General features: G+C 37.2%; 30 protein-coding genes. 6 read left to right on the forward strand and 24 right to left on the reverse strand.

Annotated elements, in window-relative coordinates; genetic code table 11:
* Window positions 1-74: 74 nt before the first annotated feature.
* From GH754_RS08735 to GH754_RS08750, 4 genes are all read right to left on the reverse strand, one after another.
* A complete protein-coding gene (locus GH754_RS08735; protein ID WP_153728348.1) occupies window positions 75-1,355 on the reverse strand; it encodes a Glu/Leu/Phe/Val family dehydrogenase in 1,281 nt (426 codons plus the stop codon).
* Window positions 1,356-1,596: 241 nt separating this feature from the next.
* On the reverse strand, window positions 1,597-2,172 hold the full coding sequence (locus GH754_RS08740; protein ID WP_153728349.1) for a genetic competence negative regulator: 576 nt from the start codon (window positions 2,170-2,172) through the stop codon (window positions 1,597-1,599).
* A 118-nt stretch (window positions 2,173-2,290) separates the two neighbouring features.
* Entirely contained in the window at window positions 2,291-3,067 is a 777-nt protein-coding gene (locus GH754_RS08745) for a metallophosphoesterase (RefSeq protein ID WP_194841319.1), read from the reverse strand.
* 102 nt (window positions 3,068-3,169) lie between these two features.
* Window positions 3,170-3,811, reverse strand: a complete 642-nt coding sequence (locus GH754_RS08750) for a CBS domain-containing protein (protein ID WP_153728351.1) — start codon at window positions 3,809-3,811, stop codon at window positions 3,170-3,172.
* A 209-nt stretch (window positions 3,812-4,020) separates the two neighbouring features.
* On the opposite strand from GH754_RS08750, the gene GH754_RS08755 reads away from it, so the two are divergent.
* The 3 genes from GH754_RS08755 to GH754_RS08765 are packed head-to-tail and all read left to right on the forward strand — an operon-like array spanning window position 4,021 to window position 5,095.
* Window positions 4,021-4,242, forward strand: a complete 222-nt coding sequence (locus GH754_RS08755) for a spore coat associated protein CotJA (RefSeq protein ID WP_153728352.1) — start codon at window positions 4,021-4,023, stop codon at window positions 4,240-4,242.
* Window positions 4,235-4,498 carry a spore coat protein CotJB gene (locus tag GH754_RS08760; protein ID WP_153728353.1) on the forward strand — a complete coding sequence of 88 codons (264 nt, stop codon included), beginning with the start codon at window positions 4,235-4,237 and terminating at the stop codon, window positions 4,496-4,498. The genes GH754_RS08755 and GH754_RS08760 overlap by 8 nt, the downstream gene beginning before the upstream one ends.
* Window positions 4,499-4,525: 27 nt before the next feature.
* Entirely contained in the window at window positions 4,526-5,095 is a 570-nt protein-coding gene (locus GH754_RS08765) for a manganese catalase family protein (RefSeq protein WP_153728354.1), read from the forward strand.
* 42 nt (window positions 5,096-5,137) lie between these two features.
* On the opposite strand, the gene GH754_RS08770 is transcribed toward GH754_RS08765, so the two are convergent.
* From GH754_RS08770 to GH754_RS08785, 4 genes are read right to left on the reverse strand one after another with little or no spacing between them, the layout of a single operon-like run.
* A complete protein-coding gene (locus tag GH754_RS08770) occupies window positions 5,138-5,476 on the reverse strand; it encodes a hypothetical protein (RefSeq protein WP_153728355.1) in 339 nt (112 codons plus the stop codon).
* Window positions 5,448-6,062 carry a CPBP family intramembrane glutamic endopeptidase gene (locus GH754_RS08775; RefSeq protein WP_153728356.1) on the reverse strand — a complete coding sequence of 205 codons (615 nt, stop codon included), beginning with the start codon at window positions 6,060-6,062 and terminating at the stop codon, window positions 5,448-5,450. The genes GH754_RS08770 and GH754_RS08775 overlap by 29 nt, the downstream gene beginning before the upstream one ends.
* Window positions 6,037-7,590 (reverse strand): RecQ family ATP-dependent DNA helicase, encoded by a 1,554-nt coding sequence (locus tag GH754_RS08780; RefSeq protein ID WP_228550204.1) that lies wholly within the window; start codon window positions 7,588-7,590, stop codon window positions 6,037-6,039. Before GH754_RS08780 ends, GH754_RS08775 begins: the two co-directional genes overlap by 26 nt.
* Complete coding sequence (locus GH754_RS08785) at window positions 7,574-8,647, reverse strand: helix-turn-helix domain-containing protein (RefSeq protein WP_153728357.1); 1,074 nt, start codon at window positions 8,645-8,647, stop codon at window positions 7,574-7,576. The genes GH754_RS08780 and GH754_RS08785 overlap by 17 nt, the downstream gene beginning before the upstream one ends.
* A gap of 196 nt (window positions 8,648-8,843) precedes the next feature.
* Between GH754_RS08785 and GH754_RS08790 the strand changes: the two genes are divergently transcribed.
* Window positions 8,844-9,092 carry a ferredoxin gene (locus tag GH754_RS08790; protein WP_153728358.1) on the forward strand — a complete coding sequence of 83 codons (249 nt, stop codon included), beginning with the start codon at window positions 8,844-8,846 and terminating at the stop codon, window positions 9,090-9,092.
* Between the two features lie 48 nt (window positions 9,093-9,140).
* Here GH754_RS08790 and GH754_RS08795 read toward each other — a convergent pair whose 3' ends face one another.
* The 15 genes from GH754_RS08795 to GH754_RS08865 form a co-directional block, all read right to left on the reverse strand.
* The gene (locus GH754_RS08795) at window positions 9,141-9,983 is read right to left on the reverse strand and encodes a hypothetical protein (RefSeq protein WP_153728359.1); all 843 of its coding nucleotides are present in this window, start codon (window positions 9,981-9,983) and stop codon (window positions 9,141-9,143) included.
* Entirely contained in the window at window positions 9,973-10,506 is a 534-nt protein-coding gene (sigX, locus tag GH754_RS08800) for an RNA polymerase sigma factor SigX (protein ID WP_153728360.1), read from the reverse strand. The genes GH754_RS08795 and sigX overlap by 11 nt, the downstream gene beginning before the upstream one ends.
* 182 nt (window positions 10,507-10,688) lie before the next feature.
* Complete coding sequence (locus tag GH754_RS08805; protein ID WP_153728361.1) at window positions 10,689-12,449, reverse strand: ATP-binding protein; 1,761 nt, start codon at window positions 12,447-12,449, stop codon at window positions 10,689-10,691.
* Window positions 12,449-13,165: a response regulator transcription factor gene (locus GH754_RS08810; RefSeq protein ID WP_153728362.1), complete on the reverse strand. Its 717-nt coding sequence runs from the start codon at window positions 13,163-13,165 to the stop codon at window positions 12,449-12,451. The genes GH754_RS08805 and GH754_RS08810 overlap by 1 nt, the downstream gene beginning before the upstream one ends.
* A 55-nt stretch (window positions 13,166-13,220) precedes the next feature.
* Entirely contained in the window at window positions 13,221-14,402 is a 1,182-nt protein-coding gene (gene ccsB, locus GH754_RS08815) for a c-type cytochrome biogenesis protein CcsB (protein WP_153728363.1), read from the reverse strand.
* A 28-nt stretch (window positions 14,403-14,430) separates the two neighbouring features.
* Window positions 14,431-16,059 (reverse strand): cytochrome c biogenesis protein ResB, encoded by a 1,629-nt coding sequence (gene resB / locus GH754_RS08820; protein WP_153728364.1) that lies wholly within the window; start codon window positions 16,057-16,059, stop codon window positions 14,431-14,433.
* An 18-nt stretch (window positions 16,060-16,077) separates the two neighbouring features.
* Window positions 16,078-16,635: a thiol-disulfide oxidoreductase ResA gene (gene resA, locus GH754_RS08825; protein WP_153728365.1), complete on the reverse strand. Its 558-nt coding sequence runs from the start codon at window positions 16,633-16,635 to the stop codon at window positions 16,078-16,080.
* Window positions 16,636-16,700: 65 nt separating this feature from the next.
* Window positions 16,701-17,441 (reverse strand): pseudouridine synthase, encoded by a 741-nt coding sequence (locus tag GH754_RS08830; protein ID WP_153728366.1) that lies wholly within the window; start codon window positions 17,439-17,441, stop codon window positions 16,701-16,703.
* A gap of 77 nt (window positions 17,442-17,518) precedes the next feature.
* Window positions 17,519-18,052 carry a spore maturation protein gene (locus GH754_RS08835; protein WP_153728367.1) on the reverse strand — a complete coding sequence of 178 codons (534 nt, stop codon included), beginning with the start codon at window positions 18,050-18,052 and terminating at the stop codon, window positions 17,519-17,521.
* Entirely contained in the window at window positions 18,052-18,642 is a 591-nt protein-coding gene (locus GH754_RS08840) for a nucleoside recognition domain-containing protein (RefSeq protein WP_153728368.1), read from the reverse strand. The genes GH754_RS08835 and GH754_RS08840 overlap by 1 nt, the downstream gene beginning before the upstream one ends.
* Window positions 18,642-19,751 (reverse strand): D-alanyl-D-alanine carboxypeptidase family protein, encoded by a 1,110-nt coding sequence (locus tag GH754_RS08845; RefSeq protein WP_323741935.1) that lies wholly within the window; start codon window positions 19,749-19,751, stop codon window positions 18,642-18,644. Before GH754_RS08845 ends, GH754_RS08840 begins: the two co-directional genes overlap by 1 nt.
* A 150-nt stretch (window positions 19,752-19,901) precedes the next feature.
* Window positions 19,902-20,765: a superoxide dismutase gene (locus GH754_RS08850; protein ID WP_153728370.1), complete on the reverse strand. Its 864-nt coding sequence runs from the start codon at window positions 20,763-20,765 to the stop codon at window positions 19,902-19,904.
* 97 nt (window positions 20,766-20,862) lie between these two features.
* Window positions 20,863-21,252: a hypothetical protein gene (locus tag GH754_RS08855; RefSeq protein ID WP_153728371.1), complete on the reverse strand. Its 390-nt coding sequence runs from the start codon at window positions 21,250-21,252 to the stop codon at window positions 20,863-20,865.
* Window positions 21,253-21,318: 66 nt separating this feature from the next.
* Complete coding sequence (scpB, locus tag GH754_RS08860) at window positions 21,319-21,894, reverse strand: SMC-Scp complex subunit ScpB (protein ID WP_153728372.1); 576 nt, start codon at window positions 21,892-21,894, stop codon at window positions 21,319-21,321.
* Window positions 21,875-22,642, reverse strand: a complete 768-nt coding sequence (locus tag GH754_RS08865; RefSeq protein WP_153728373.1) for a segregation/condensation protein A — start codon at window positions 22,640-22,642, stop codon at window positions 21,875-21,877. Before GH754_RS08865 ends, scpB begins: the two co-directional genes overlap by 20 nt.
* Window positions 22,643-22,880: 238 nt before the next feature.
* Here GH754_RS08865 and GH754_RS08870 point away from each other — a divergent pair, with 238 nt between their 5' ends.
* Both GH754_RS08870 and GH754_RS08875 read left to right on the forward strand, forming a co-directional pair.
* Entirely contained in the window at window positions 22,881-22,976 is a 96-nt protein-coding gene (locus tag GH754_RS08870) for a YjcZ family sporulation protein (protein ID WP_153728374.1), read from the forward strand.
* Between the two features lie 147 nt (window positions 22,977-23,123).
* Window positions 23,124-23,594 carry a DUF309 domain-containing protein gene (locus GH754_RS08875; RefSeq protein WP_153728375.1) on the forward strand — a complete coding sequence of 157 codons (471 nt, stop codon included), beginning with the start codon at window positions 23,124-23,126 and terminating at the stop codon, window positions 23,592-23,594.
* 9 nt (window positions 23,595-23,603) lie between these two features.
* On the opposite strand, the gene GH754_RS08880 is transcribed toward GH754_RS08875, so the two are convergent.
* Window positions 23,604-23,966 (reverse strand): GNAT family N-acetyltransferase, encoded by a 363-nt coding sequence (locus GH754_RS08880; RefSeq protein WP_153728376.1) that lies wholly within the window; start codon window positions 23,964-23,966, stop codon window positions 23,604-23,606.
* Between the last annotated feature and the right edge of the window lie 51 nt (window positions 23,967-24,017).

The following is a 24,017-nucleotide window of genomic DNA, read 5'->3' on the forward strand; positions in this document are numbered from 1 at the left end:
TCACTCCTCAAGATAAATAAAAAACATCCCCTAACCATAATAGGAGATGCTTTTCGCATTATCAACTTATTCGTTTAAATCCAACCACGAAAACGTGCAGCTTCAGCCATTTTTCTAACCCCGACCATATAGGCTGCCAATCGCATATCGATATTACGAGTTTGTGACGTATCATAAACATTATGGAATGACTTCACAATGACTTTTTGGAGCTTCTCTTGAACTTCTTCTTCCGTCCAATAATAACCCTGATTATTTTGCACCCATTCAAAGTAAGAGACTGTTACACCACCTGAAGAGGCTAACACGTCAGGTACTAGTAAAATGTCACGTTCGGCAAGAATTTTGGTAGCCTCAAGAGTTGTTGGGCCATTTGCTGCTTCAACGACAATGTTTGCCTTAATTCTGTTTGCATTTTCTTCCGTAATTTGATTTGCAATAGCAGCTGGGACTAATATATCACAATCCAACTCGAGCATTTCGTCGTTCGAAATGGTATTTTCAAATAAATTGGTTACTGTACCAAAACTATCTCTTCGGTCAAGTAAATAATCAATATCAAGTCCGTCTGGATCATATAATGCACCTTGAGCATCTGAAATCGCTACAACCTTAGCTCCAGCATCATTCATAAATTTCGATAAAAATCCGCCAGCATTTCCGAACCCTTGAATAATAACTCGGGCTCCATTTAAGTCAATACCCCGAAGTTTTGCCGCTTCTTCCACACAAATCGTTACACCTTTTGCTGTAGCGGTATCTCTTCCATGTGAACCACCTAATACCAATGGCTTACCGGTAATAAACCCTGGATTATTGAATTCATCGATTCTACTATACTCATCCATCATCCAAGCCATAATTTGAGAATTTGTAAACACATCTGGTGCCGGAATATCTTTTGTTGGACCAACGATTTGACTAATGGCGCGAACATATCCACGACTTAACCCTTCAAGTTCACGAAAGGACATTTCGCGTGGGTCACATACAATTCCGCCTTTACCTCCACCATAAGGTAGATCAACAATTCCCGCTTTCAAACTCATCCAAATGGACAGGGCACTTACCTCTTTTTCATTTACGTCAGGATGAAACCTTACCCCACCTTTTGTTGGGCCAACAGCGTCGTTGTGCTGAGCACGGTACCCTGTAAATACTTTTATCTGTCCATCATCCATCCGGACAGGGATACGTACAGTCATAAAACGAACGGGTTCACGTAATAATTCGTAAGCTTCCTCTGGATACCCTAACTTATCTAGCGCCTTTTTAATTACTGTTTGAGTAGATTTTAGCATATCTAGGTGCTCTTTACTTTCCTTTGAAGAATCTGCTGGTTTGTCGGCAACCATTTGCTTACCTCCTATGAATGTCAATAAATCATTATAATTCCAATACTTTCAGCAATTAGTATACACATTCATTTTTAATATGCAACCATTACGTGAAAGATTTTTCCCATTACAGCACTTTTATTTTTGTAAGCGATTTCATTATAGATGAAATACCCTTGTCTTTCAATATATTTTTGTACATTATTTTTTGTAAGAGCAATGGTGGTGTACATGATTTATTCACTCCCACTAACCATCATCACGATAAGAAATAGGTTTGAATTTGGTAAAGGGCATCATACTCCATAATTGGCTTTCCGTATTCTTTTAAACGAATAGATGTGACTGTACTTGGAAAAGAAAATTCAGACATAACCGCAATAATGCCTTCTTTATTTAAAAGCTGTAAATCCTGATCATACAATTTCATATAATATTGATTATTCCAGTAATAGACAGAGGCATGCTTAACCCCTAGCTGAATAAGGTGATTGGAAACTTGTATAACGGATTCAAAGTCACTAAAACTAAACATAAATTCCTTGTTTTCATCTAATGTTACTTTCATTTCAACATACTCATCATCTATAAATTCAAGATCCTGCGTGACGACGATTAACATTCCTTGAGCTTGAAGAAGATGGACATGAACTAACAAATTGCCGTCAATTTCAAAGCCAAGCTCATCACTTGCCTCAAACAACATGTCTTGAAACATTTGATGCGTTTTCGGGAAGTTCTTCCATAATTCTTCTTTTGTAAAGCCTCTATCAACTAGATCATCAAAGGTTAAAAAAATCTTAAATTTATTCGAATCCAGACGCTCCATTCGCATCAAACCACCTCCAACGATTTCAGAGAATTATAAACTTGTTACTCAACTTTACGTCTCCTTATGATTAGTTTATGTATGGTCACCGGCTAAAGTTTCCTCTTTCTTATTTTTTCTTCGTTTAAGCTTTAGACTGTTCGATTGTTACAACATGGCATTCAGCTCTTGTACCTAATCTTAAGGGTAATTTGGTCGTTCCATACCCTTCACTAGTCAAAAAATGAGTTTGTCCCTTTTTGACCCACCCTCCTCTTTTACGTAAACTAAATCCTAAAATTCGGATTTGACCTCCATGTGTATGCCCACTGAATATAATATTGATCATATTACGCTCTTCATCGGTTAATAACTCATCATATGCCTCAGGCTCATGAACAGCCAGTATCGTATAGGAATCATCAACATGTTCGAAAGCTTGCTTGGTGTTGATTTCTTTAATATTTAGTGAGTCCAATCCAACTAATTGAATTTTTTCACCCGAACGAAACTCAAGAGTGGTCGAAGTGTCAGCTAATATATGTACGTCTTGATCCAATAAACGCGCATCAAGCTCCCTATAGTTCACTTCATAATCATTATTCCCCCATACAAAATATATGGGTGCGTTTAGTTTTTTTAATCTCCGTATATTCTCTTCCACTCTGGTAAATGGAACCTTTTTTTCACATAGGTCACCACCGATAATGGCGATATCTACTCCGCTAACTTTATCTAAAGTTTCTAGTTTAATCAATCGTTTATGAATATCTGATATAAAAAATATCGTCAATGACTCTTTATTTGAAGGGAAATGTTTATCTGTAATAGTTTTCCACTCGATATGATCAGAATGAGCTAGAACATACATATAAATCAGTAATCCTAGTCCAAGGAAAATAAGGAGATAAAGAAAAATCATTTGAGGCATTCCCTTCTATCGTGTTCTTAACGTTGTTATATAGTAAGCCCTTGTCAACCTGAAATGACAAGGGCAACCTATTCAAAAGCATTTGAGACCAAGCTAAATTTCCTTCACATCCAAAACTCTAAAGCCTGCCTTTTCTAACTTCTTCGTAAACTTACCAATTTGTTCGTGCTTTTCAATCTTTAAAACAATTCTTCTTGCTAGTTTATCAGTCTCGTCAAAAGTGGCCAACGATATAATGTTTCCATGGAAATTTTTAATTAAATCGGCCAACCGGGATATACGTCCCTCAGCCTCTATGGAAGAAAAGGCAATCCGAACGCCCTGCTTCTTCATCCCGAATGCACTTTCAAACTGTTCTAAAACATCATAACGACTCACAATACCATGAAAATATTGATTGTGATCGATAACGGCCAGTATCGGAAAACCTTTAAATGTTGTCAATGTGCTCTCAAAAACATCTTCCTCTGTGATATGAAAGTCCTCATGGTCAACAATATCTGAAACTTTTTTAGACTGTAAAAACTCCTGCTTACTACTTCCATTTCCGTCTTCAAAGAATGCTTGAAAAATCATTTGTTTTGTGATCATCCCGACAAATTTTTCATCGTCATCCACCACCGGAACCGCTTCAATATCCTTTGAAATTAACCGATCTAAAACGTTATGTAATGACTCTTGTGAGTTTGTAATCACACAGTGATGCTTTGGAATCATAATCCCCTTAACAAACATAGATCTCACCCCACGTTTTTTATTTTATAATTTTGTGGATAGAAATGAGGAACTCCTCGGCGCTTCTCATACTCGCTAATACTATAAAAAGTATATTCGACAGAGACAAAAAGAATCCCTTTTATTTAGATATCAAACTGAATTAGACAGGTTGGCATCGAATACATATAAAATGAACTACCATGATTTTCTAGGAAGGAGGAAACATTTTGTATACCCAAACAAAATATTACTATCCTTATCATAGTCCATTTGACCCTTGTAAGCCAATAAAAGTAAAGAGCTACGAAACACCCCCAAATTTATACATGGGATTCCAGCCCCCATCATTACCGCAATTTCAGCCTAGGGAGGCATTATATCACGGAACGTTGTGGCCTGCATTATTTAGTCCTTATCCAGGTAAAAGAGAGGTGGTAGACAATGAATAAAACCATGCCTCCTGAGTTTTATCAATTATTGGAGGAAATTCAGGCAGTTGATTTCGTTTTAGTCGAACTTACCCTCTATTTAGATACCCATCCTGATGATTATGAGGCTATACAGCAGTTTAATCATTACGCAAAGCAAAGTAAAACACTGAAAAAGCAATATGAGAAAAGTTACGGACCCCTTAAACAATATGGTGCAAGCTATTCCACATATCCATGGTCCTGGGACGATACCCCTTGGCCATGGCAGGTTTAACATCTAAAGGAAGGATGAGTACATCTTATGTGGTATTACGAAAAAAAATTGCAATACCCCGTAAAAGTAAGTTCATGTAATCCAAGGCTTGCTAAATATTTGATTGAGCAATATGGTGGTGCAGACGGTGAATTAGCTGCAGCGTTGCGTTACCTTAACCAGCGTTATACTATTCCAGATAAAGTAATTGGGCTACTTACGGATATTGGTACGGAGGAATTTGCACATTTAGAGATGATTGCGACGATGGTTTATAAATTAACAAAGGATGCAACACCAGAGATGATGAAGGAAGCGGGCCTCGCCCCTCATTATGCCAATCATGATAAAGCACTTTTCTACCATAATGCAGCCGGTGTTCCTTGGACAGCAACTTATATCCAAGCGAAGGGTGATCCTATAGCTGATTTATATGAGGACATAGCCGCTGAAGAAAAGGCGAGGGCTACCTATCAATGGATTATCAACTTATCAGATGACCCTGACTTAAATGATGGATTAAAATATCTACGTGAAAGGGAGGTTGTTCACTCACAACGTTTCCGAGAGGCCGTTGAAATCTTAAAAGAAGAAAGAGATAAGCAAATCTATTTCTAAGAGAAGGTGAGGATTTAGGCTGACATGACATGTCAGCCTTATTTAATTGTTTCCCTGAAAGAAGATTTCCTCACCTAGTGGATTGAATTCCTGATTTGGCTTTATACTGTCATTGATGTTTTCCCAGTAATAATAAAAAGGAATGCCAATGATTAATAAAAGAAACAAAAATAAAATCATCCTTAAGATAATCAAATTCCACCTAGAAGCTCGTTTTTTCTTTTGTTTGCCCTCACGCTTACTAGTCTTAACTTTATTTGCCGGCTTTGACTTATTTCGTTTATTGTGAACAGCACTTCTCGGTGGTAACTCAAACACATCAAAAGACTCTTTATCTTGAGATGGTTCTTCACTATTTCGGCTCTGTCTCTGTGTGACCATGGTTCATACCCCACTTTACTTTGATGAATAGAGCTAACAAAAAATCGACTAAAAAATGGGCTACAATGGTTACAAACAGATTTTGTGTCATTTCATACATGTAACCAATCAAAAAACTAATAAACAAAATCGAAACGAAGAGTACAGGCTTAGTTAAGTAACGAAAATGGATGAGTGCAAAGGTTACACTGGCTATGATATAGCCAAATTCATGCTGTATGACACCTCGAAATAACATTTCCTCTGATAAGGCGACTAGAAATGTGATGAAAAGAATATGTAAAAGCCCTTGATTTTGAAATATCCTTTCATTAATCCCACCATCGTCATAGTAAGCCTTAGGAAGGAGCCTCATCAGTAATAAATCAATACTCACAATCAATAAAGCAGGTAATACTCCATAAGTAAAGATTTCCTCTGGATGCCAATGCAATTGTTCTAGCCATTGGCCAAAATCCCTAAATAGAAAGTAACTACTAACAAAGGCTAAAAAGAGAATAATTCCCTGAGAAAAATATAAATTTAGCAAAAGGTCTTTATCTGTTATTTTTTTTATTAATTCAGCTTGATTTAACTGTTTCTTCATCCAACTCCTCCCGATGAAAAAGCCGTCTTAACTCGGCCTGCCAGTGATTATTCTCCTGCACTCGCTGAATGGTTTCAGGATTCCACTGTTCAAAAGTAAAATCACAATAGTCACAGCAGAATTGGTCCGGCCTTTGAAATCCATCCTGAAACACTTCATACAAGCTCTCTCTCTTACACCCTTTATGTTCAAACCAATTCATTAATTCAAATAATTTATTCATTTTATGACTAGTCCTCTGTTTGATTAATTCCAGGGTATTCTGGAAAGCTTTTCTCCAGTTTTCTTCCTGCTCTTCAACAATGGCCAAATGATGTTGGTTTAATTGATATTGCAAAAATCGCCACTGGGTTTCGTTGAGCTGTAGGTGTTCCATTAAAATGTCCTGCGTTTCATCATCTACATTTGACAAGCTTTCTTTTTTAGAAAAATACTGATAAAAGTGTTCAGTTTGACGTTGAGTTGGCAGTTCTTGCTCGATAAAGGCTAAAGGGATTTGTTCATCACCTTTGGCATAAAGAGAAAGACTCACACTCTGCAATCCATCTCGTCCTGCCCGTCCTACTTCCTGTATAAAGGATTCAATCTGTGCTGGAAGATGAAAATGAATCACAAGTCTAATATTCTGTTTATCTACCCCCATGCCAAAGGCACTAGTACAGCATATAACGTCTAATTGGTTAGACATAAACTGTTGTTGAATTAATAAGCGGTCTTCAGTATCCATACCACCATGATAAAAGGCGATGCGCAAATGCTTTAGTTGATTCTTTAAGGTTTCACTGGTCATTTCACACCAATTTCTACTAGAAAAATAAATCATAGTTGGTACCGGCTTTTCAGTTAAAATTTGTACAATTCGGTTGATTTTATCTTGCCAATGGTCAACCACCTCCACCGCAAAGGCAATATTAGGACGGTCCATCTGAAATACCCTTTTCCTTATATTGGGTTTATCGAGGTAATAGCTAATATCATCTTGAACCTGCGGAGTAGCCGTTGCACTAAGTGCTAATACGGTTGGGTGGTTTAGTTGTTTAATGACATCATTTAACTTTAGATAGTCCGTTCTAAACTCATGTCCCCATTGTGAAATACAATGTGCTTCATCCACTACAAATAAGGATATACGTAAAGATGTTAAACGATTTAAAAAGAATTCATTTTGCAGCATCTCAGGAGAACAATAAATGAGTTTATATTGGTGTAAATGTTTCATAATGGCATTCTTCTGTTGTCGGTCAAGTAGGCTATTTACAGCAACCACACGTTTAAACCCTTTTGCTTTTAACTGTTTGACCTGATCAACCATTAGTGATAACAAAGGCGAAACAACAATTGTAATCCCTTCCTGACACATTGCAGGTAATTGGTAACATAGAGACTTCCCGGTGCCAGTAGGAAGTATCCCTAAAACATCCTGGCCAGCCATTAGGTCTTGTATGATTTCTTGCTGTCCTGTACGAAAATGTGTAAAGCCAAAATGTTTTTTCAGCTCAGCTATCAATTGTTCATTTGACATATTCATTAACTTTACTCCTCATTTGATTATGCTTTGCCAGCACCAACCGTATCTGAAAGTAATCAATTTCACTAGGTAATTCATCTTTAATTGCCTTTAACCTCTGAGTATTTAATCGCTGTACAGTGTTTAAAATGATGATTTCTTCATCCTCCTTAACAAAGGAATGAATCGCAAAGCTTGGGTCTACTATAGCAATTTCTATTAAATGATCGTAAATTGTATTTCGCTTTAAACCTCTTTTTTGAGCAATTTGTTCTGGTGTATAGCCACTCTTAAACCAATAATAGGTCTTCTTCGCGGATGTGGTTAAGGGAAGTTGATTTAATTCTTCTGGAATAAACTCGTGAAGGCGAGGAAATCGTTCTTGATTTTTGTTCACTGTATCGACCATAAAATGCATGGAGGCCTTTAAATAGATTTCTACATCATGGATAGACAGCTCATATTTAGGGCTGATTTGCTGTTTACTTAGTCCGATTTTTTGATAGCCCGTCATGCGAGCTACAATGACTTCTGCATGAAATTGTTGATGTTCCTTTAATAACTGATAAACCTCATGATAAATATCCTGAAAAAGACTAGTTAATTCTTCTTTATGATTTTGATAGTATCGTTTGACCCATTTCATGATCTCAGCGTGATCAAGAACCGGTATAAAATGCGACCTATTGTTTAGCATATTTGAACCAGTTTGAATAAATAGTAATAGTCTTTGCCAAAAGTCACTCGCACTATGTTGTAGGTTAAAGCCGTTCAACCAGCCTAGTTCAGGCATGCGCTTTTGATAATCTTTTAGCAATTGGATTCCCTCTGGTGTCACGAGAATCGAGTCATTGTCACCTGTTGTGAGTATATGTAAGGTAAGCATCTGCTTAATTTCTTCATCAAATGCGTTTCTTGTTAATGATTTATAAATACCGAAATATTGGGAAAGATGAAAGGCTTTAGCGTCCTGAATGGTCTGTGAGGACCTTTTACCGCGAAGTAGATGAAATATGGATGATTTACTACGTTCGGTTTCAATTTTGTAAAAACACTCTAATAGAACAGCTTGAAACATTGCAATCTCCCCCCTTTAATCATCTATCTTCTAAAAGAATCATGATTCTTCTACAATATCCTATCATACTTGATGATAACATGATATTAGTTGAAAAGTTAATTTAACAGTTTTAAAATATAATGTAGTAGGAAGAATTGAAAAATTACTTTTATTTGATAGATTTTTGGATTTTGCAACAATAGGAGGACAACTTATGCCAAAATACACCATTGTAGATAAAGATACTTGTATCGCCTGTGGTGCATGTGGAGCTACTGCACCTGACATATTTGATTATGACGATGAAGGGTTATCCTTTGTCATCTTAGATGATAATACAGGGTCAGAAGAAGTCCCTGAAGACCTCCATGAGGACCTGGAGGATGCCTTTGACGGATGCCCTACAGATTCCATACGGGTAGCAGAGGAAGCATTTGATGGCGACCCTAATAAGTTTGAATAGGTAATGAAAAAGGAGAAAAGCTGCTTCAAGAAAATGAAGCAGCTTTTCTTACTTTTCTATTCGCTCTAATTTAATTGATTCGATACTCTTTTGTAGGATAGCCACTTTAAACTTAACTTTTGGATGTACGGGGTAGCTATATTCCTCACATACCGAATTCTCCTTGCAGTCTGTAGTTTTTATATTTTCAGGTTCTCCCAACACATCCTTAATCTCCTGAATATGAGTTGAGAAAAAGATTGGGTCCACCATCGTCTCTTCCTCTATAGCGGCTAGGTGTCTTGGGTAAAATACGAATTCAGACACCGTTTTGTCTTCATTATTCATAGACAATTCTATCCCCACGTCGTCTTCAACGTATTTAAGTTCCCAGCCTTCTTTTGTTTGTTGTCTCTCTTTTGGCTCCCCAAAAATCTGAACCACATCTTCGTAAGTCATATCAAAGTGAAGACCAAAGAAACCAATACGGTCCATATTTTCTGTATGAGCATTTTCGCCACCTTGATCCTCAGCAGAAGGTAACTTTCCAATTTCAGCCCTACTCTCCTCTTCGGTTGAACTCTCACCAGGTGCGGAAAATTCAGTTACCTCATCATTAGTAGAGTTGGAGGCATCATTCTGTTTTGTACTATAGTTGTCATTAGTAAATTCATCTATCATAACAGAACTAATCGTTATTCCTATGAGAATTAGAGCCGCTGATACCAAATAAGTAATCCGCCATTTCTTCTTCTTTTCTTGAACCTTTGGCGTATTTTCCTCAGATTTCAAACGATTTGATATTTGATTGTACAATTCATCTATATCCTGCTGATCTTGGATTTTGGGCATCTCTTTTAATAAAGATTTCAAGTGGTCATCGTTGTACTGGTCTTCATTTTTATTTCCCATTTGTGCCCGCCTCCTCATCTAGCATTCGTTTCTTAAGAGCCTTCATCGCTCGATGCTGTGTAGTCTTCACCTTGCTAACACTCCAATTTAAAACATCTGCTGTTTCTTGAATTGATAGTAATTGAATGTAACGCAATATAATGACGGTTTGCTGATCGATTGTACAATGCTTGAGACATTTATACATCGTTTGAATAGATTCGTTTTGGACGGCTATTTCCTCGGGTAACTTCGCATGATCCCGGATAAGATCATTCTTTTCACTTAAGTCAAATGAGTCTATAACCCGCTTTCTTGTTCGTTTTTGTTTTCTAAAATGATCAATGGCAATATGTCTGGCAATTGAAAACAGCCACGTTTTTTCTGTACTCTCTCCCTTGAATCGATGATAGGATTTTAGTACCTTGACATATACCTCTTGCACTAGATCCTCGGCTAAATTACGATCTTTTACCATATAAAATAAAAATTGAAATATATCTTGGTGGTATTTTTGATATAAATCCTGAAAGACTTCTTTCATGGTTAAAGCCTCCCGTTTCAATAACATTAGTCGTTCCAAACAAGAATAAGTTTCACCTTGAAGAAAATGAACTAATCCATATTTTAACACATCCATATGTAAAAACGTGCCATAAAAAAAGAAAACTCTTGACATCACGGTCAAAAGTTTTCATATGAAACAAGATTAATCCACACAATCAACTATAATTTGATATTTTTTGGCAAGAAAAAGATGAAAGATGTTCCTTCGTTTTGTTTACTATGCACATCAATCACCCCTTTATGGGCTTCGACAATATTTTTTGCAATAGCTAATCCTAAGCCTGTACCTGAGCTACCCTTTTTCTTAGCACGGGATTTATCCCCTTTATAAAAGCGTTCAAACACAAAAGGTAAATCCTCCTCAGGTATACCCCCGCCTGAATCCTTCACACTAAACTGCAAATGATCTTCTGTTGATTGGACTGTTATCTCAACAACCCCATTCTCAGAATTATGGCGAATCGCATTATCGATTAAATTCGTTAGCACTTGCTCGATGCGATCAGAATCAAATTGTACAACTTGGTCTTCAAAATGGAAATTAGGTTGAATGGATACCTGTTTTTCATCTGCAATCCCTTTGAATTTATTTAAAACCTTGTTCAAAAATGGCTCTAGTTCTACTTCATGAACATTAAGCTGGATGTGACCTGCTTCCATCCTAGCTAAATCCAATAAGTCATTAACTAATCTTCCCATTCGCAACGACTCATCGTATATAATTTGTGCTAACTCATTTTTCTCTTGCTTCGATTCAGCTACATCATCTACAATGGCTTCGCTATACCCTTGAAACATGGAAATAGGGGTACGTAGCTCATGCGATACATTGGCAATAAAGTCTTTACGTAGTTTATCAAGCTGACGTTCCTCAGTCATATCACGAATAACTGCAACTGCCCCACGAATATAAACTTGGTCATAAAGTGGTGACATAATGACAACAAAACTTCTTCCTTGAAGTGTAATTTCTTTCATTACTTCTTTTTCTGTAGAAATAACTTGATCCAATGTCGTTTTGAGCTCACCTGGTATGGTTTGTGTTTCTTTCTCTCCATTCTCATAAGACATAAAGTCTAAAAATCGGTCAGCTGGTGGATTTGTAACGATCATTTCACCATTTCTACTCAATGTGATAACACCATCAGCCATAGACGAAAGAATGCTCGCTAACTGCTCTTTTTCTTGATTTAATGCTTGAATATGGTACTTCAGCTGTCTTCCCATACGATTAAAGGCAATTGCCAATTCTCCGATTTCATCCTTTGTTAAAATCGGAACCTTTGTATGAAATTCACCCTTAGCAAGCTCAAGTGCAGCTTTTCTCATCTTGATTAAAGGCGCTGTAATTCGAGTAGATAAGAAAAAGGCAAAAAACGTTGTTAAAACGATGGCGATTCCTGCCGCTAAAAAGATAAGTGTTGTTGTTTGAGAAGTTGTTTCTTTTACGATCGTTAAAGATTCATATACAAAGACTGCTCCTTGTTCACCCTCAAGCGGTTGACCCACGATAAGGAGTTCGTTAGATGAATTAGGCGGTTGTGTTTTTTTATGAATGGAATCTTCATGATTTAAAACCTTCATAAAATCTTCATTTGAATAAAACCAATCAACATCAATAGATTCTAACTGTTCATCTTCACTTGACGAAATCCAGTAGTCATCTTCATTAAAAATAATCACAACTCGTTTTGAGGGATCCATCACTTGTTCGATAGTAGATGTAATGAGATTACGATCAGGATGAGCCTCTACGATGTTCGACACCTTATTCGCAGCCTGCATGAGCTCCTCTTCTGCTTCGGCTTCATGAAAGTTTTCAAAGAACTGTAGTAACAAAATCGTTAGTGTGATCAGAACGAATGAAAAGAATAATAAAATGGTAAACCATAATTTAACAACAACACTACGCCAAAACATTACTCTGCTCCGACCTCAAATTTATAACCAACGCCCCAAACGGTTACGATCATCTTGGCAGCGTCTTTTGATACTTTGTTTAACTTTTCACGCAAGCGTTTTACATGTGTATCAACCGTTCGAAGATCACCAAAAAATTCATAATTCCATACTTCTTTTAATAAATCTTCACGGGCAAAAACCTTGTCAGGTGATTTTGCCAAAAAGAATAATAGCTCATATTCCTTTGGGGTTAAATTGACTTCCTTTTCATTTGCGGTAACACGGTGTGCTTCCTTTTCAATTGTCAAATGAGGAAACACAAGGACATCGCTAGTTTTGGTTTGCGTTTGTACCAAAGGTGTAGTGGATGAACGTCTTAGTAAGGCCTTAACACGTAAAACTACCTCTCTTGGGCTGAATGGTTTCACAATATAGTCATCAGCGCCAACTTCAAAGCCTTGCACACGGTTAGCCTCTTCCCCTTTTGCTGTAAGCATAATAACAGGTGTCGTCTTCTTTTCTCTTAACTTAGCACAGACTTCTTCCCCATCCATACCAGGCATCATCAAATCTAATAATATTAAGTCATAATCTTCTTCCGTTGCCTTTTCAAGTGCTTCGTATCCGTCTTCAGCTTCCTCTATATTGAAATTCTCACGTACCAAATACATCTTTAATAAGCGACGAATCCGTTCTTCGTCATCTACAACTAAAATTTTTGCATTTTCCTCCATAATAAATCCCCCTTTTACTCACTCACATTAAAAATCCCCTAACCATAAAAGCATTTTAAGCGTAGGAATGTAAACCAGAAATCACTAAGTTTACAACGACTAGGTTGAACATAATAATGGCAAATCCAACCACTGCTAACCAAGCGGATTTTTCTCCATGCCAGCCTCTTGATAAACGTAAATGTAGAAAACCGGCATAGAATAACCAAGTGATGAGAGCCCATACTTCTTTTGGATCCCAGCCCCAGAAGCGTCCCCAAGCTTCCTGTGCCCAAATCGCTGCAAAGATTAATCCCCCCAATGTGAATACCGGGAAACCAATCGTAACAGAACGATATGTTACTTCATCCAATATATCCGGTTTTGTTCTTCTTAATAATGGTTGTATGGCAGCTGCAATTCGTTTACGAAGAATAACTCTTAACAGGCCATATAAAACAAGTCCTCCAAGCAAAGACCATACTAATGAGTTAAATTTACGTCCCGCATCCACACCATTCATCCAACCAGGTGTTTCAAACCACGGAGGCATTTTATCCGTTGTTAACATTTCAGAATCATTTGGTGCAGCAATTGCCGGCATATTATATTCAATCGTTGTTTCAACCTCTGGAATTTCAAACTCGGCTGTATACCCCATTGCACTGTAGGTTGTAGAAATTGCAATAAAGGCTACTGTACTCAAAATTGAATACATAATAAACTCTAACCAAAATGTTTTCTTACTTCTCACGCTTTGATCTATTTGACGAATTAAATAGATTAAACCTGCGATAAAGCTTACAGATAATATAGCATTACCTAAGGAAACAGTCGTTACATGAATATAAAGCCAATGTGATTTTAACGATGGAACGAGCGGTGATATCTCATTCGGAAACACACTAGCATAACCAATTATGATAATCGCAATTGGTAGTGCAAATAACCCTAATAAGTTAATTCGATAAATTGAATAGAGAATGATAAACGCAAGAACAATCATAATCCCGAAAAATGTCATGAACTCAAACATATTACTGACGGGAGCATGGTGACTTGCTATCCACCTCGTAATAAAATAAACAACTTGTGATAAAAATCCAATAATCGTTATAACAAAGCCAATTGAACCTACTTTAGACTTTTTATGTGGCCTGTTCTTATCCCGAATTGTCGCTCCAAAAAAGAAGGTGGCGATCAAGTAAATAATAAACGATGCATATAAAAAGTTACTACTTATCGTAAAGTAATCCATTCTGTTTCCTCCTTAAATCCAACAAACCTTACTTCAACTCTTGTTGATCCTGAGGCATTTCAACCTTAGTATCCTCTAGTACTTTTTCAAGGTCTCTTTTTAGTCCATACCAATTTTTATTCGTATGACCCGCAATCCATAGTTCCCCATCTTTCGGATGAATCCATATTCTACGATGGTACCAATACATTCCTTGTACTACACCAATCATGAAAATGATAGCCCCAATCATAAATAGAGGAAGAGTATGATCTCGTTTCAGGGTCAACCCAGTAACATCACGCATATCAACGCCTGTAATACTTAATTTATACTTATTATCCTCTGTTGGGTTCAAATTAGTTCCTACTGCTAGGAAGTTGACCTCATATTCCTCAATATCTGGTCCATAAACAAAGAAAATAAAGGCTGGATCCTTAGGATACTTAGATTTCGAATCTGGAACTCCATCATCCATATAAAACTCTGGATAGTATTCATCTACGACAACTCTATATCCATTACCTAAATCATACTCTGATTTGGGATCATTCATATTAAACGTGAACTCCCCAAGGGATTCTTCATTTTCATCATCCCTTAAATGTAATTTAAAGGACATCGACTGAAATTCATTTAACTGATAACTGGATTGATAGATGGCAAGGTCATTAACCTTTAATGGTTTATTAACCTGAATTGCCCCTTCATTCACCTTGACGAGCTCAGGATCTTGTCCTGGGAGAGGTTCGCCCTTTACCTTAAAAATCTCTGCATTGGTCTGAAAGTTACTAGGAATCATTTCCCCTGTTTTTTCTATCGCTTCTCCGTATCTTTCGTCATTTTCATCATATACTTCAAATATGAAATCATTATTTTTAATATAGTACTGCTGGTCTGTTTGTGGAATGATTTTGGTTTCTCCTTCTCGAACCCATACATAATCTTCCACAAAGAAAAAAGGATGAGCTCTTAAAAGGGCTGCAATTAAAATGATAATAAGACCAATATGATTTACATAAGGACCCCATCTTGAGAAACGCCCTTTTTCAGCGAGAATATGTCCTTGCTCTTCCCTAATTTTATAGTTTTTCTTTTTCAGCTGGCTAACAACCTTTTCTACATCCTGCTTAGAAACATCTTGAGTCTTTGCAAAATAACGTTGTCTTTTAATAAATACCGAGTTTCGTTTAGGTCGTTGCTTTTTTAAAGCCCTGTATAATGGAACAACCCGGTCAATACTACAGATAACAAGTGATACTCCTATTGAGGCAACCAATAACATATACCACCATGAACTATACAAATTGTGAAAGCCTAATTGATAATAGATTTGACCAATAATTCCATATTCATCTCGGTAGTGTTCAGCTGGGTCGACCGCTGGTGGTATGTACATCTCCTGAGGAAACAAGGTTCCTAAGGCTGAGGCGATTAGGGTTAAAATAATTAACCAAACACCTACTTTGACAGATGAAAAAAACATCCATATCTTATCAACAATGGTTCTGTTATATGTCTTCGATCTTCTAGCGCTTCCCTCATAGCGCATATTTAGCAGCTTGTTTTTTTCGTTACCATCGATATGCTGATTGCTTTCAATCGGCTTCCCGCAAGCTTCACATAAAACAGTTCCCTCGGGGTTTACATGTCCACAATCACATTTAATATTCTTCATACAAAACACTCATTTCTGTTATTTCTCGCTCTCTGGCACGATTTCTTCTAAATAGCCGTCTAGCTTATCTAGCGTTAACGCTCCATCAACTTTACGCTCTACCGTCCCATCTGGATTAATAAAGAAGGTAGAAGGTAAATTAAAGACGTCGTATGCGTCCATAACAGCTCCTTTTTGATCATGAACGATTGGAAAAGTTAGTTCATTTTTGCTAATCCAATTGTTAATCACTAACTCGGTGGCATCAACACTAACAGCTAAGATCTCTACACCCTTTTCTTTATACTTTGGGTAGAGACTTTGCATATATGGCATTTCTTCCTTACAAGGATCACAATAAGTTGCCCAGAAATTAAGCATAACACCTTTTCCTTCAAAATCCTCATGCAGATTCAATGTCTGTTCCCCATCCACATTTACTTGCTTCAATTCAAAGGGTGGGGCCTGTTCACCAACTGCTACAACCTCTTCTTCCTTCTTAAGATTTGTGACTAAAGCAAAAACGACAGCCCCAATTAATATAAGTAATATAACAGATCTGAAAATTAGTCTCTTTTGTTTCTTATTTTTAGCCATTACAACCACTCCCTCAAGACATTATACAATGCTATGCAAGTACACATTTAAGGTAATTATGAAAATTATTTAACATTTTTCTGTGCATACCCTCTTAATTGCTTGACTTCATGGGGAGATAATTCTCTAAAATCACCAGGGTTCATACCGTGTAAATTAAGATGTCCATATCTTTCTCGTTTTAACTTTTGGACAGGATAGCCAATAGACTCAAGCATTCTTCTGATTTGCCGATTTTTTCCCTCATGTAGAGTGATTTCTAAAATGGCAGTATTTTTCTTATGGTCTACCGATAAGATTCGATGCTTAACAGCCTTAAGATTTTCTCCATTATCATTTATACCTAGCTTTAATGGCTTTAAATCCATTGGCGTTGGGATTCCTTCTACTTTCGCAATATAAACCTTAGGAATCTGGTGTTTTGGGTGCATGAGTAGTTGGGCAAAATCACCGTCGTTCGTTAATAATAATAACCCAGATGTATCGTAATCAAGTCTACCTATAGGGTAAATTCGTTCTTCAATTTCTGGTAGTAAGTCAGTCACAACTTTTCGGTTACGATCATCTTTTACACTTGATATGACACCTCTAGGCTTGTACAGCATCAAATATATAGGCTCTTCCTTCTCAAGAGGAATTCCTTCCACTTCAATATTATCTTCAGGCTTCACCTTTGTTCCCAATTCGGTTACAGTTTTACCATTCACCTTCACTTTCCCCTCTACAATCAGCGTTTCAGCTTTTCTTCTTGATGTATAACCACTATTTGCAATAGCTTTTTGTAGACGTTCCAAATTCTGGTCCATCTCTTTCACCTACCCATCATCTTTAATGTATTTCTCGTGTTGTATACATTTAAAAAGCGCTAACGATTGTTAACGCTTTAGAAACCAAAGAAATAAGTACATATGGTAATCGATGCTATTATACCAATAAGGTCCGCTAACAGTCCAACTTTAAGTGCATCTCCCATCTTTTTGATACCAACTGCACCGAAGTAAACTGTTAGGATATAAAGCGTTGTATCGGTACTTCCCTGCATTGTAGAGGCAAGTTTACCGATAAAAGAGTCTGGACCAAATTCCTTGATTAAATCAGTGGTAACCGCAAGTGCCGCCGTACCTGAAATTGGACGAACTGCAGCGAGCGGCACAATATCACTCGGTATTCCCATTATTTGCAAAACCGGTGAAATTAATGCAACCAATCCCTCCATTGCCCCAGAAGCTCGAAAAATTGAAATTGCTACAATCATACCTAACAAAAAAGGAAGAAGGGAAATGGCCATCTGAATCCCTTCTTTCCCTCCTTCCACAAATGTCTCATAGGTTGGTACTTTCTTTATGGTTCCTGCAATTAAAACGATTAAAATAATAAACGGAATAATCCATGTGCTTATAGTCGTAATCATACTCATCATTGATTCCTCCGTATTCTTCTGTAATAAAAAAATCGATCAATACAAATAGCTCCAATCGTAGAAATACTTGTAGCCAATATAGTTGTTCCGACAATTTCAGTTGGGGAAACAGAACCATATTGCATCCGAATTGCGATAACGGTAGTCGGAATTAACGTTACACTAGATGTGTTTAATGCTAGAAATGTTATCATAGATCTCGACGCCGCTTTAGAATCGTTGTTTAATTTTTTCATTTCATTCATGGCTTTAATTCCCATAGGGGTTGCCGCGTTCCCCAGTCCAAATAGGTTGGCGGAAAAGTTGGATAAAATATACCCCATCGCAGGGTGGTCAGGCGGCACCTCTGGGAATAATCTTTTAAAAATCGGCTTGAATAAATTAGCAAGTCCCCTTAATAATCCTGCCTCCTCAGCAATCCTCATCATCCCAATCCAGAAAACCAATACACTAATGAGCCCAATTGATAGCATGACTGCTTCATCTGCGCTTTCAAAGATAGCTTCATTCACATCATCCATCGTTCCATTAAACATGGCATAAACAATTCCACTAACAGCTAAAAACACCCAAATAAGATTTACCATTAAAAAACCCCGCTTAATTGGTTAAATAGACTTCTAGCTTTTTCTAATAAACTTTCTTCTTTGGGCAGGGGAGGCTCTTGAATAATATTTCGCTCAGCAAGTACTTGATTATCTAACTTAAATACTTGTTTACCGATAATCTCGTCTACTTCAGGCTGAAAATCCTTTTTAATGTAGGTAGTGTCTTTAATTTGCTCGCTTTCGCTTTCAGTTAGCGGTAAAACAACAGGGTTAATGATCTCACCAGTAACCGTTTCTCCACCTGGAAGTGGTATCTCCATTTCGCCCAAATCCCTGATCAACTGTAGATCAAAGGTGTTATAGCCCCATTCAAAAAGACTCGTATGATCATTCCAGTCATCTGAGGCGTTTAAGGTAACGACAATGAGATTCATATCTTCCTTTTTCGCAGTCGATACTAAAGTTCTACCTGCTTTTCGCGTAAATCCCGTTTTTCCACCTGTACAATACTTATAATAACGGGTCAACATTTTATTTTTGTTATGCCAGGGATACTTTTCCGTTTCGGCCTTGTATTTTTTCGTACCTGAAATTTTGGCAAATTGCTCATTATTCATGGCATATTTAGTGAGTAAAGCCATGTCATATGCCGTTGAGTAATGCCCGTCCTGTTCCAAACCATGAGGATTTGCAAAATGAGAGTTGTTCATACCAATCCATCGTGCTTTTTCATTCATTAGATGCGCAAAGCCCTCTATACTTCCCCCTACATGTTCTGCAATGGCTACCGCAGCATCATTACCCGATCTCAGCATCAAGCCATAAATCAGATCAATGAGCTTCACCTTATCATCTGGCTTTAAATAAATGGATGAGCCTTCTGTTCGTACAGCCTTTTCGCTTACGGTTACCTTTTCATCCAAATTTCCATTTTCAATGGCAACAATTGCCGTCATAATTTTGGTGATACTGGCTATGCTTTTCTTTTGATGCGGATTTTTACCAAATAACATCCGACCCGATTCTTGTTCCATTAATACTGCGTTTTCGGCAGAAACACCTGGTGCAGCATGACTAGAAGTGGGAAACCAGGTAAGATGTATGATTAAAATAGTGATGACCATTATCAATAGTTTGATTGTTTTCAAAAGCAAGTCCTCCATTTCTTGGTGTTTGTACTAAAATATGAATGAAGGGACGGGCATATGATATAAAAATGGAGGTAAAGAAAGAAACCTTAATAGTGGAGACAAGCAAAGAATAACCCCTATCCTAGATGACAGGGGCGAGGCACGAAATTACGTTTTCACTTTTTTTAGACGCTGTAGAGCATCATCCCAGTTTACAACTTGCCACCAATTATCTACATATTTTCCTTTATCTGTTTGGTATTGTAAATAATAAGCATGCTCCCAAACATCTAAAACAAGGAGAGGAATAACATCCCATAACGCATACATATTATGCTTTTCGATTGATTGAATGGCTAATCTTCCTGATTGAAGCTCCCAAACTAGCATCGCCCAACCAGTCCCTTGAACTGATTTAGCTGCTTGAGAAAATAATTGTTTAAATCGATTAAAACTACCAAATGCCTTATTAATTTCTCTAGCTAATATACCGTTTGGATTACCCCCGCCGTCTGGCGACATGTTTTCCCAAAAAATGCTATGCAGGAAATGTCCACTACCATTAAAGGATTGCTCCCTCATCCAATGTCTGAGCATTTGACCGTTTTGAGATTCACTCCACTTATCAATCATTTTTTCTGCTTTATTAAGTCCATCAACATAGCCTTTATGATGTACATCGTGATGCAGTCTCATGATTTCTTCAGATATTACAGGCTCTAGCGCATCATAAGGATATGGTAAGGGTGGCAGCTTATGTTCCCCAACTGGTACATAAGCTGCATTGGGTTCTCCTCGTGATAGAAGTACATCATCAAGCAGGTTCTGACCATTTTCTTGGATTTTCCCCATCACAGCTTGGGATATATCCTTGTCTTCTTCTAAATAATGATTTATTTCTTCTTTCCATTGGGTCATTTTTTCCTCTAATAAAGAAAAATCTACTTCTCGCTCTGTTGCTTTTATTTTAGATTCAACCTCTTCTGCCCAATTGAGCAAAGCATGTAAATATTGTTTCGTTTGCGGATTCATATTTATCACCTCGGCATCATCATATGCCTAGGTGGAAAAATTGTGAAAATAAGAAAGCCCGAGCTAAATCAGCCCAGACCAATGTATAAGTATTTTGCTATGTAAGATCAACTCGTTGGGCACCAGCAAGTCCTTCTACGACTTCTTGAACTGAATCCCAGTTCACACTATCAAATAATGATTTAAACTGCTCCCAATCGGGGACATATAGCCTTTTCTGACTTCTGTATTCTGGGTGCGACAATAGAACAGCAAGTGCTGCGACCTCTTTGAAATCGTATTGATGACTGTTCATTGTAAAAATAGGGTCCTCTTCAAAGGGTAAAATCTCAGGAAATTTCTGATCAAAATATTCCAAATAAACTAGTTGAAAAACGCGCAATTCACCATCTTCCTCAAAAGAAGCCTCGGAACGAATAAAGGCATCCTCTGGAGAAGTCGGCATACTTTTTTCTAATTGACGACCGTTAAATGCTTGAATATTCAACCCCATCCCCCTAAACAAATAGTTTATATTTATCGTATCATACCCATTCAGAAAAATCAGACTTTTTTACTCTTCCTTGAACTTTTCAAAGAAAAGATCGGCCTCAAGTTCGATACTTTCATCTACCAAGTCCTCAGGCAGTGGTGGGAGGTCTTCTATGGTTGTTAATCCGAAGAAGGAAAGAAACTGTTTCGTTGTGGTAAAGAGAATTGGTCTTCCACTTGTATCTTTTCTTCCAGCTTCCTCAATCAATCCTCTAGATAACAGCGTTTGAACAGGGCCATCACTGCTTACCCCACGGATATCTTCAATTTCAGTACGCGTGATTGGTTGGTTATAAGCAATAATGGCTAAAGTCTCTAATGCTGCTTGAGAAAGCCTCGTAGATGTTGGAGATTGAACCAGTCTTTCAAAATAATAAGCATGTTCAGGCTTAGTCGTTAAGTGAAAAAAATCAGCTGACTGCATAATGGTTATACCCCTATGCTTATGTTCGTAGTCATATTTTAATTCATTCACGATCACATCAACTGTTTCTTTATCTACTTCAAGTATTTTAACCAATTGTTTTCTGCTAAGACCTTCCTCTCCAGCAGCAAATAATAAACCTTCTGTTGCGGCCTTAAGCTTCTGTAATTCCATCTCCATCCCCCATTTGGTAAATCATAATATCTGAGAAATTTTCCTGTTGTTCACAAGTTACCATTTTCTTTTTCATAAGCTCCAATAATGCAATGAACGAAATGACAATATGCGAGCGATGTGGTGAAGGAAATAAATCACCAAAATGAATCTTTCCATTCGCCTCATAAATCTGGGTCATCATTTGCTCCATTCGTTCTTGAATGGGTATTTCCTGCCGATGCACACGCGTTTCTAAAGGCTGTTCCCACTTCCTTCTTTGAAAGACTTTCTGTAGAGCACCAATCATATCAAAAATAGTCACTTCACCGTTGTTTTCAATCGGCTGTGAGCCCTCCACCTTATAATGTTCTAGGTTTAAGGGTGGTCGTGTATAAATTTGATTTGTGTCTAATTCTCGATCCTTGAGTGATTGCGCAGCCTCTTTATATTTCCTGTACTCTATCAAACGCTGCATAAGCTCCTCACGAGGATCCTCTTCCTCATACTCGTCCTCTTCTAATTCAAGCTCCTGGTTCGGAATCAGCATTTTACTTTTGATTTCCAGTAAGGTAGCAGCCATCACTAAGTATTCGCTCGCGATATTCAATTCTAATTGCTGCATCGTGTGAATGTAAATCATATATTGCTCTGTGATCTCTGCAACAGGTATATCATATATATCAATCTCATAACGGTTGATTAAATGTAACAATAAATCAAGTGGGCCCTCAAAGGCATCTAATTTTACATGATAAGCATCGCCCATTAGTTAATTCCTCTCTATTTAGAAAAACACGAATTTAGCCAGTAATGGCGAAATTCGATGTCTTTTCTTATACTTTAAACCTTAAAAACTAATGCTTTCTTAAAGTGAAAAAATCTTAAAATAGCATATATCCGCCTATACAACATCAGGAATGCTTACATAGTGTAGTAATGTAAAAAACATGATAAAAGGTTTTAAACTCCTTTTATCATTTTAATCTAAAAAAGGAGGATTTACCATGGGTGCATATGGATACGGCGGCGGTTTCGCGCTAATCGTAGTGTTGTTTATTTTGTTAATTATTGTTGGTGCTAGTTGGGGATATGGTTACTAAGCCTCGGAACCAGCGCTAAGCTATAATCGCTTAGCGCTTTTATTTTTGACTCCTTTATTAAGTAAATATATTTTAATAAGCATTTCTAGCATCACATTTCTTTTCCTGTTAAACTTAGATTAGTATCTAGACAAAGGAGTTAAAAGCATGTATGATGAGGCATACATTGAGTATCTGACTAACCTATTAGGGACGAGAGATTATTTTGAATGCCACGAAATATTGGAAGAGCATTGGAAAAAGGAACTACCATTAGACCGTCACTCCATATGGGTTGCATTTATCCAATTAGCAGTATCGTTATATCATCAACGGCGGGGAAATATGAAGGGGGCTTTACGCTTAATAACGAAGTCCATACATAAATTTCACTTACACGAAAATAAGATTGAACATTACGGACTAGACAAAGAAAAACTTTTACAACTCCTTGATACCTTAAAGCTAAAGATTGAAAATCAACAGCCCTATCAAAGTATTTTTTTACCGATAAAAGACCAAAAACTAATCAAGCTTGTTAAAGCAAAATGCCAGCAGTTAAATTGCACCTTTCATGGTACAAGTAATCTATCAGATGAATATTTAGTTCATAAACATATCATGCGTCATAGAAAATAAAACCAAGGCCTAGCCTTTTGCAGCCTCTTCATCACATTTTTGCACAAACGATTCCGTTTTTTCATTCGCACACACAACATATTGGTTGTTATATTGGTTTCGTACTGCATCAATCATTTTTTTCCCAATTCCTTGATGACGATGTGACGGATTAACTGATACGTGCTGTATAACAGCCTTTTCCTCATCCTCTATGCGAACCCCGATTGCACCAAGTAAATCTTCATCTTTCCACAAGAATAAATGCCAATTAGGATTGTTCTCATATTCCTTAACGGTTTGCTGAAGTTTTTTAACATCCTTTTCATCAGGCATAAATGATAGCAATCCCATAGCAATTTTTTCAAACGATTTTTTGTATCGTATTAACATTAATTATCCCTCATTATTCATAAAACTTTTTTCCTTCTTAATTGTTAAAAA

This window comes from Salinibacillus xinjiangensis (assembly GCF_009649735.1).
Lineage (GTDB): Bacteria > Bacillota > Bacilli > Bacillales > Alkalibacillaceae > Salinibacillus > Salinibacillus xinjiangensis.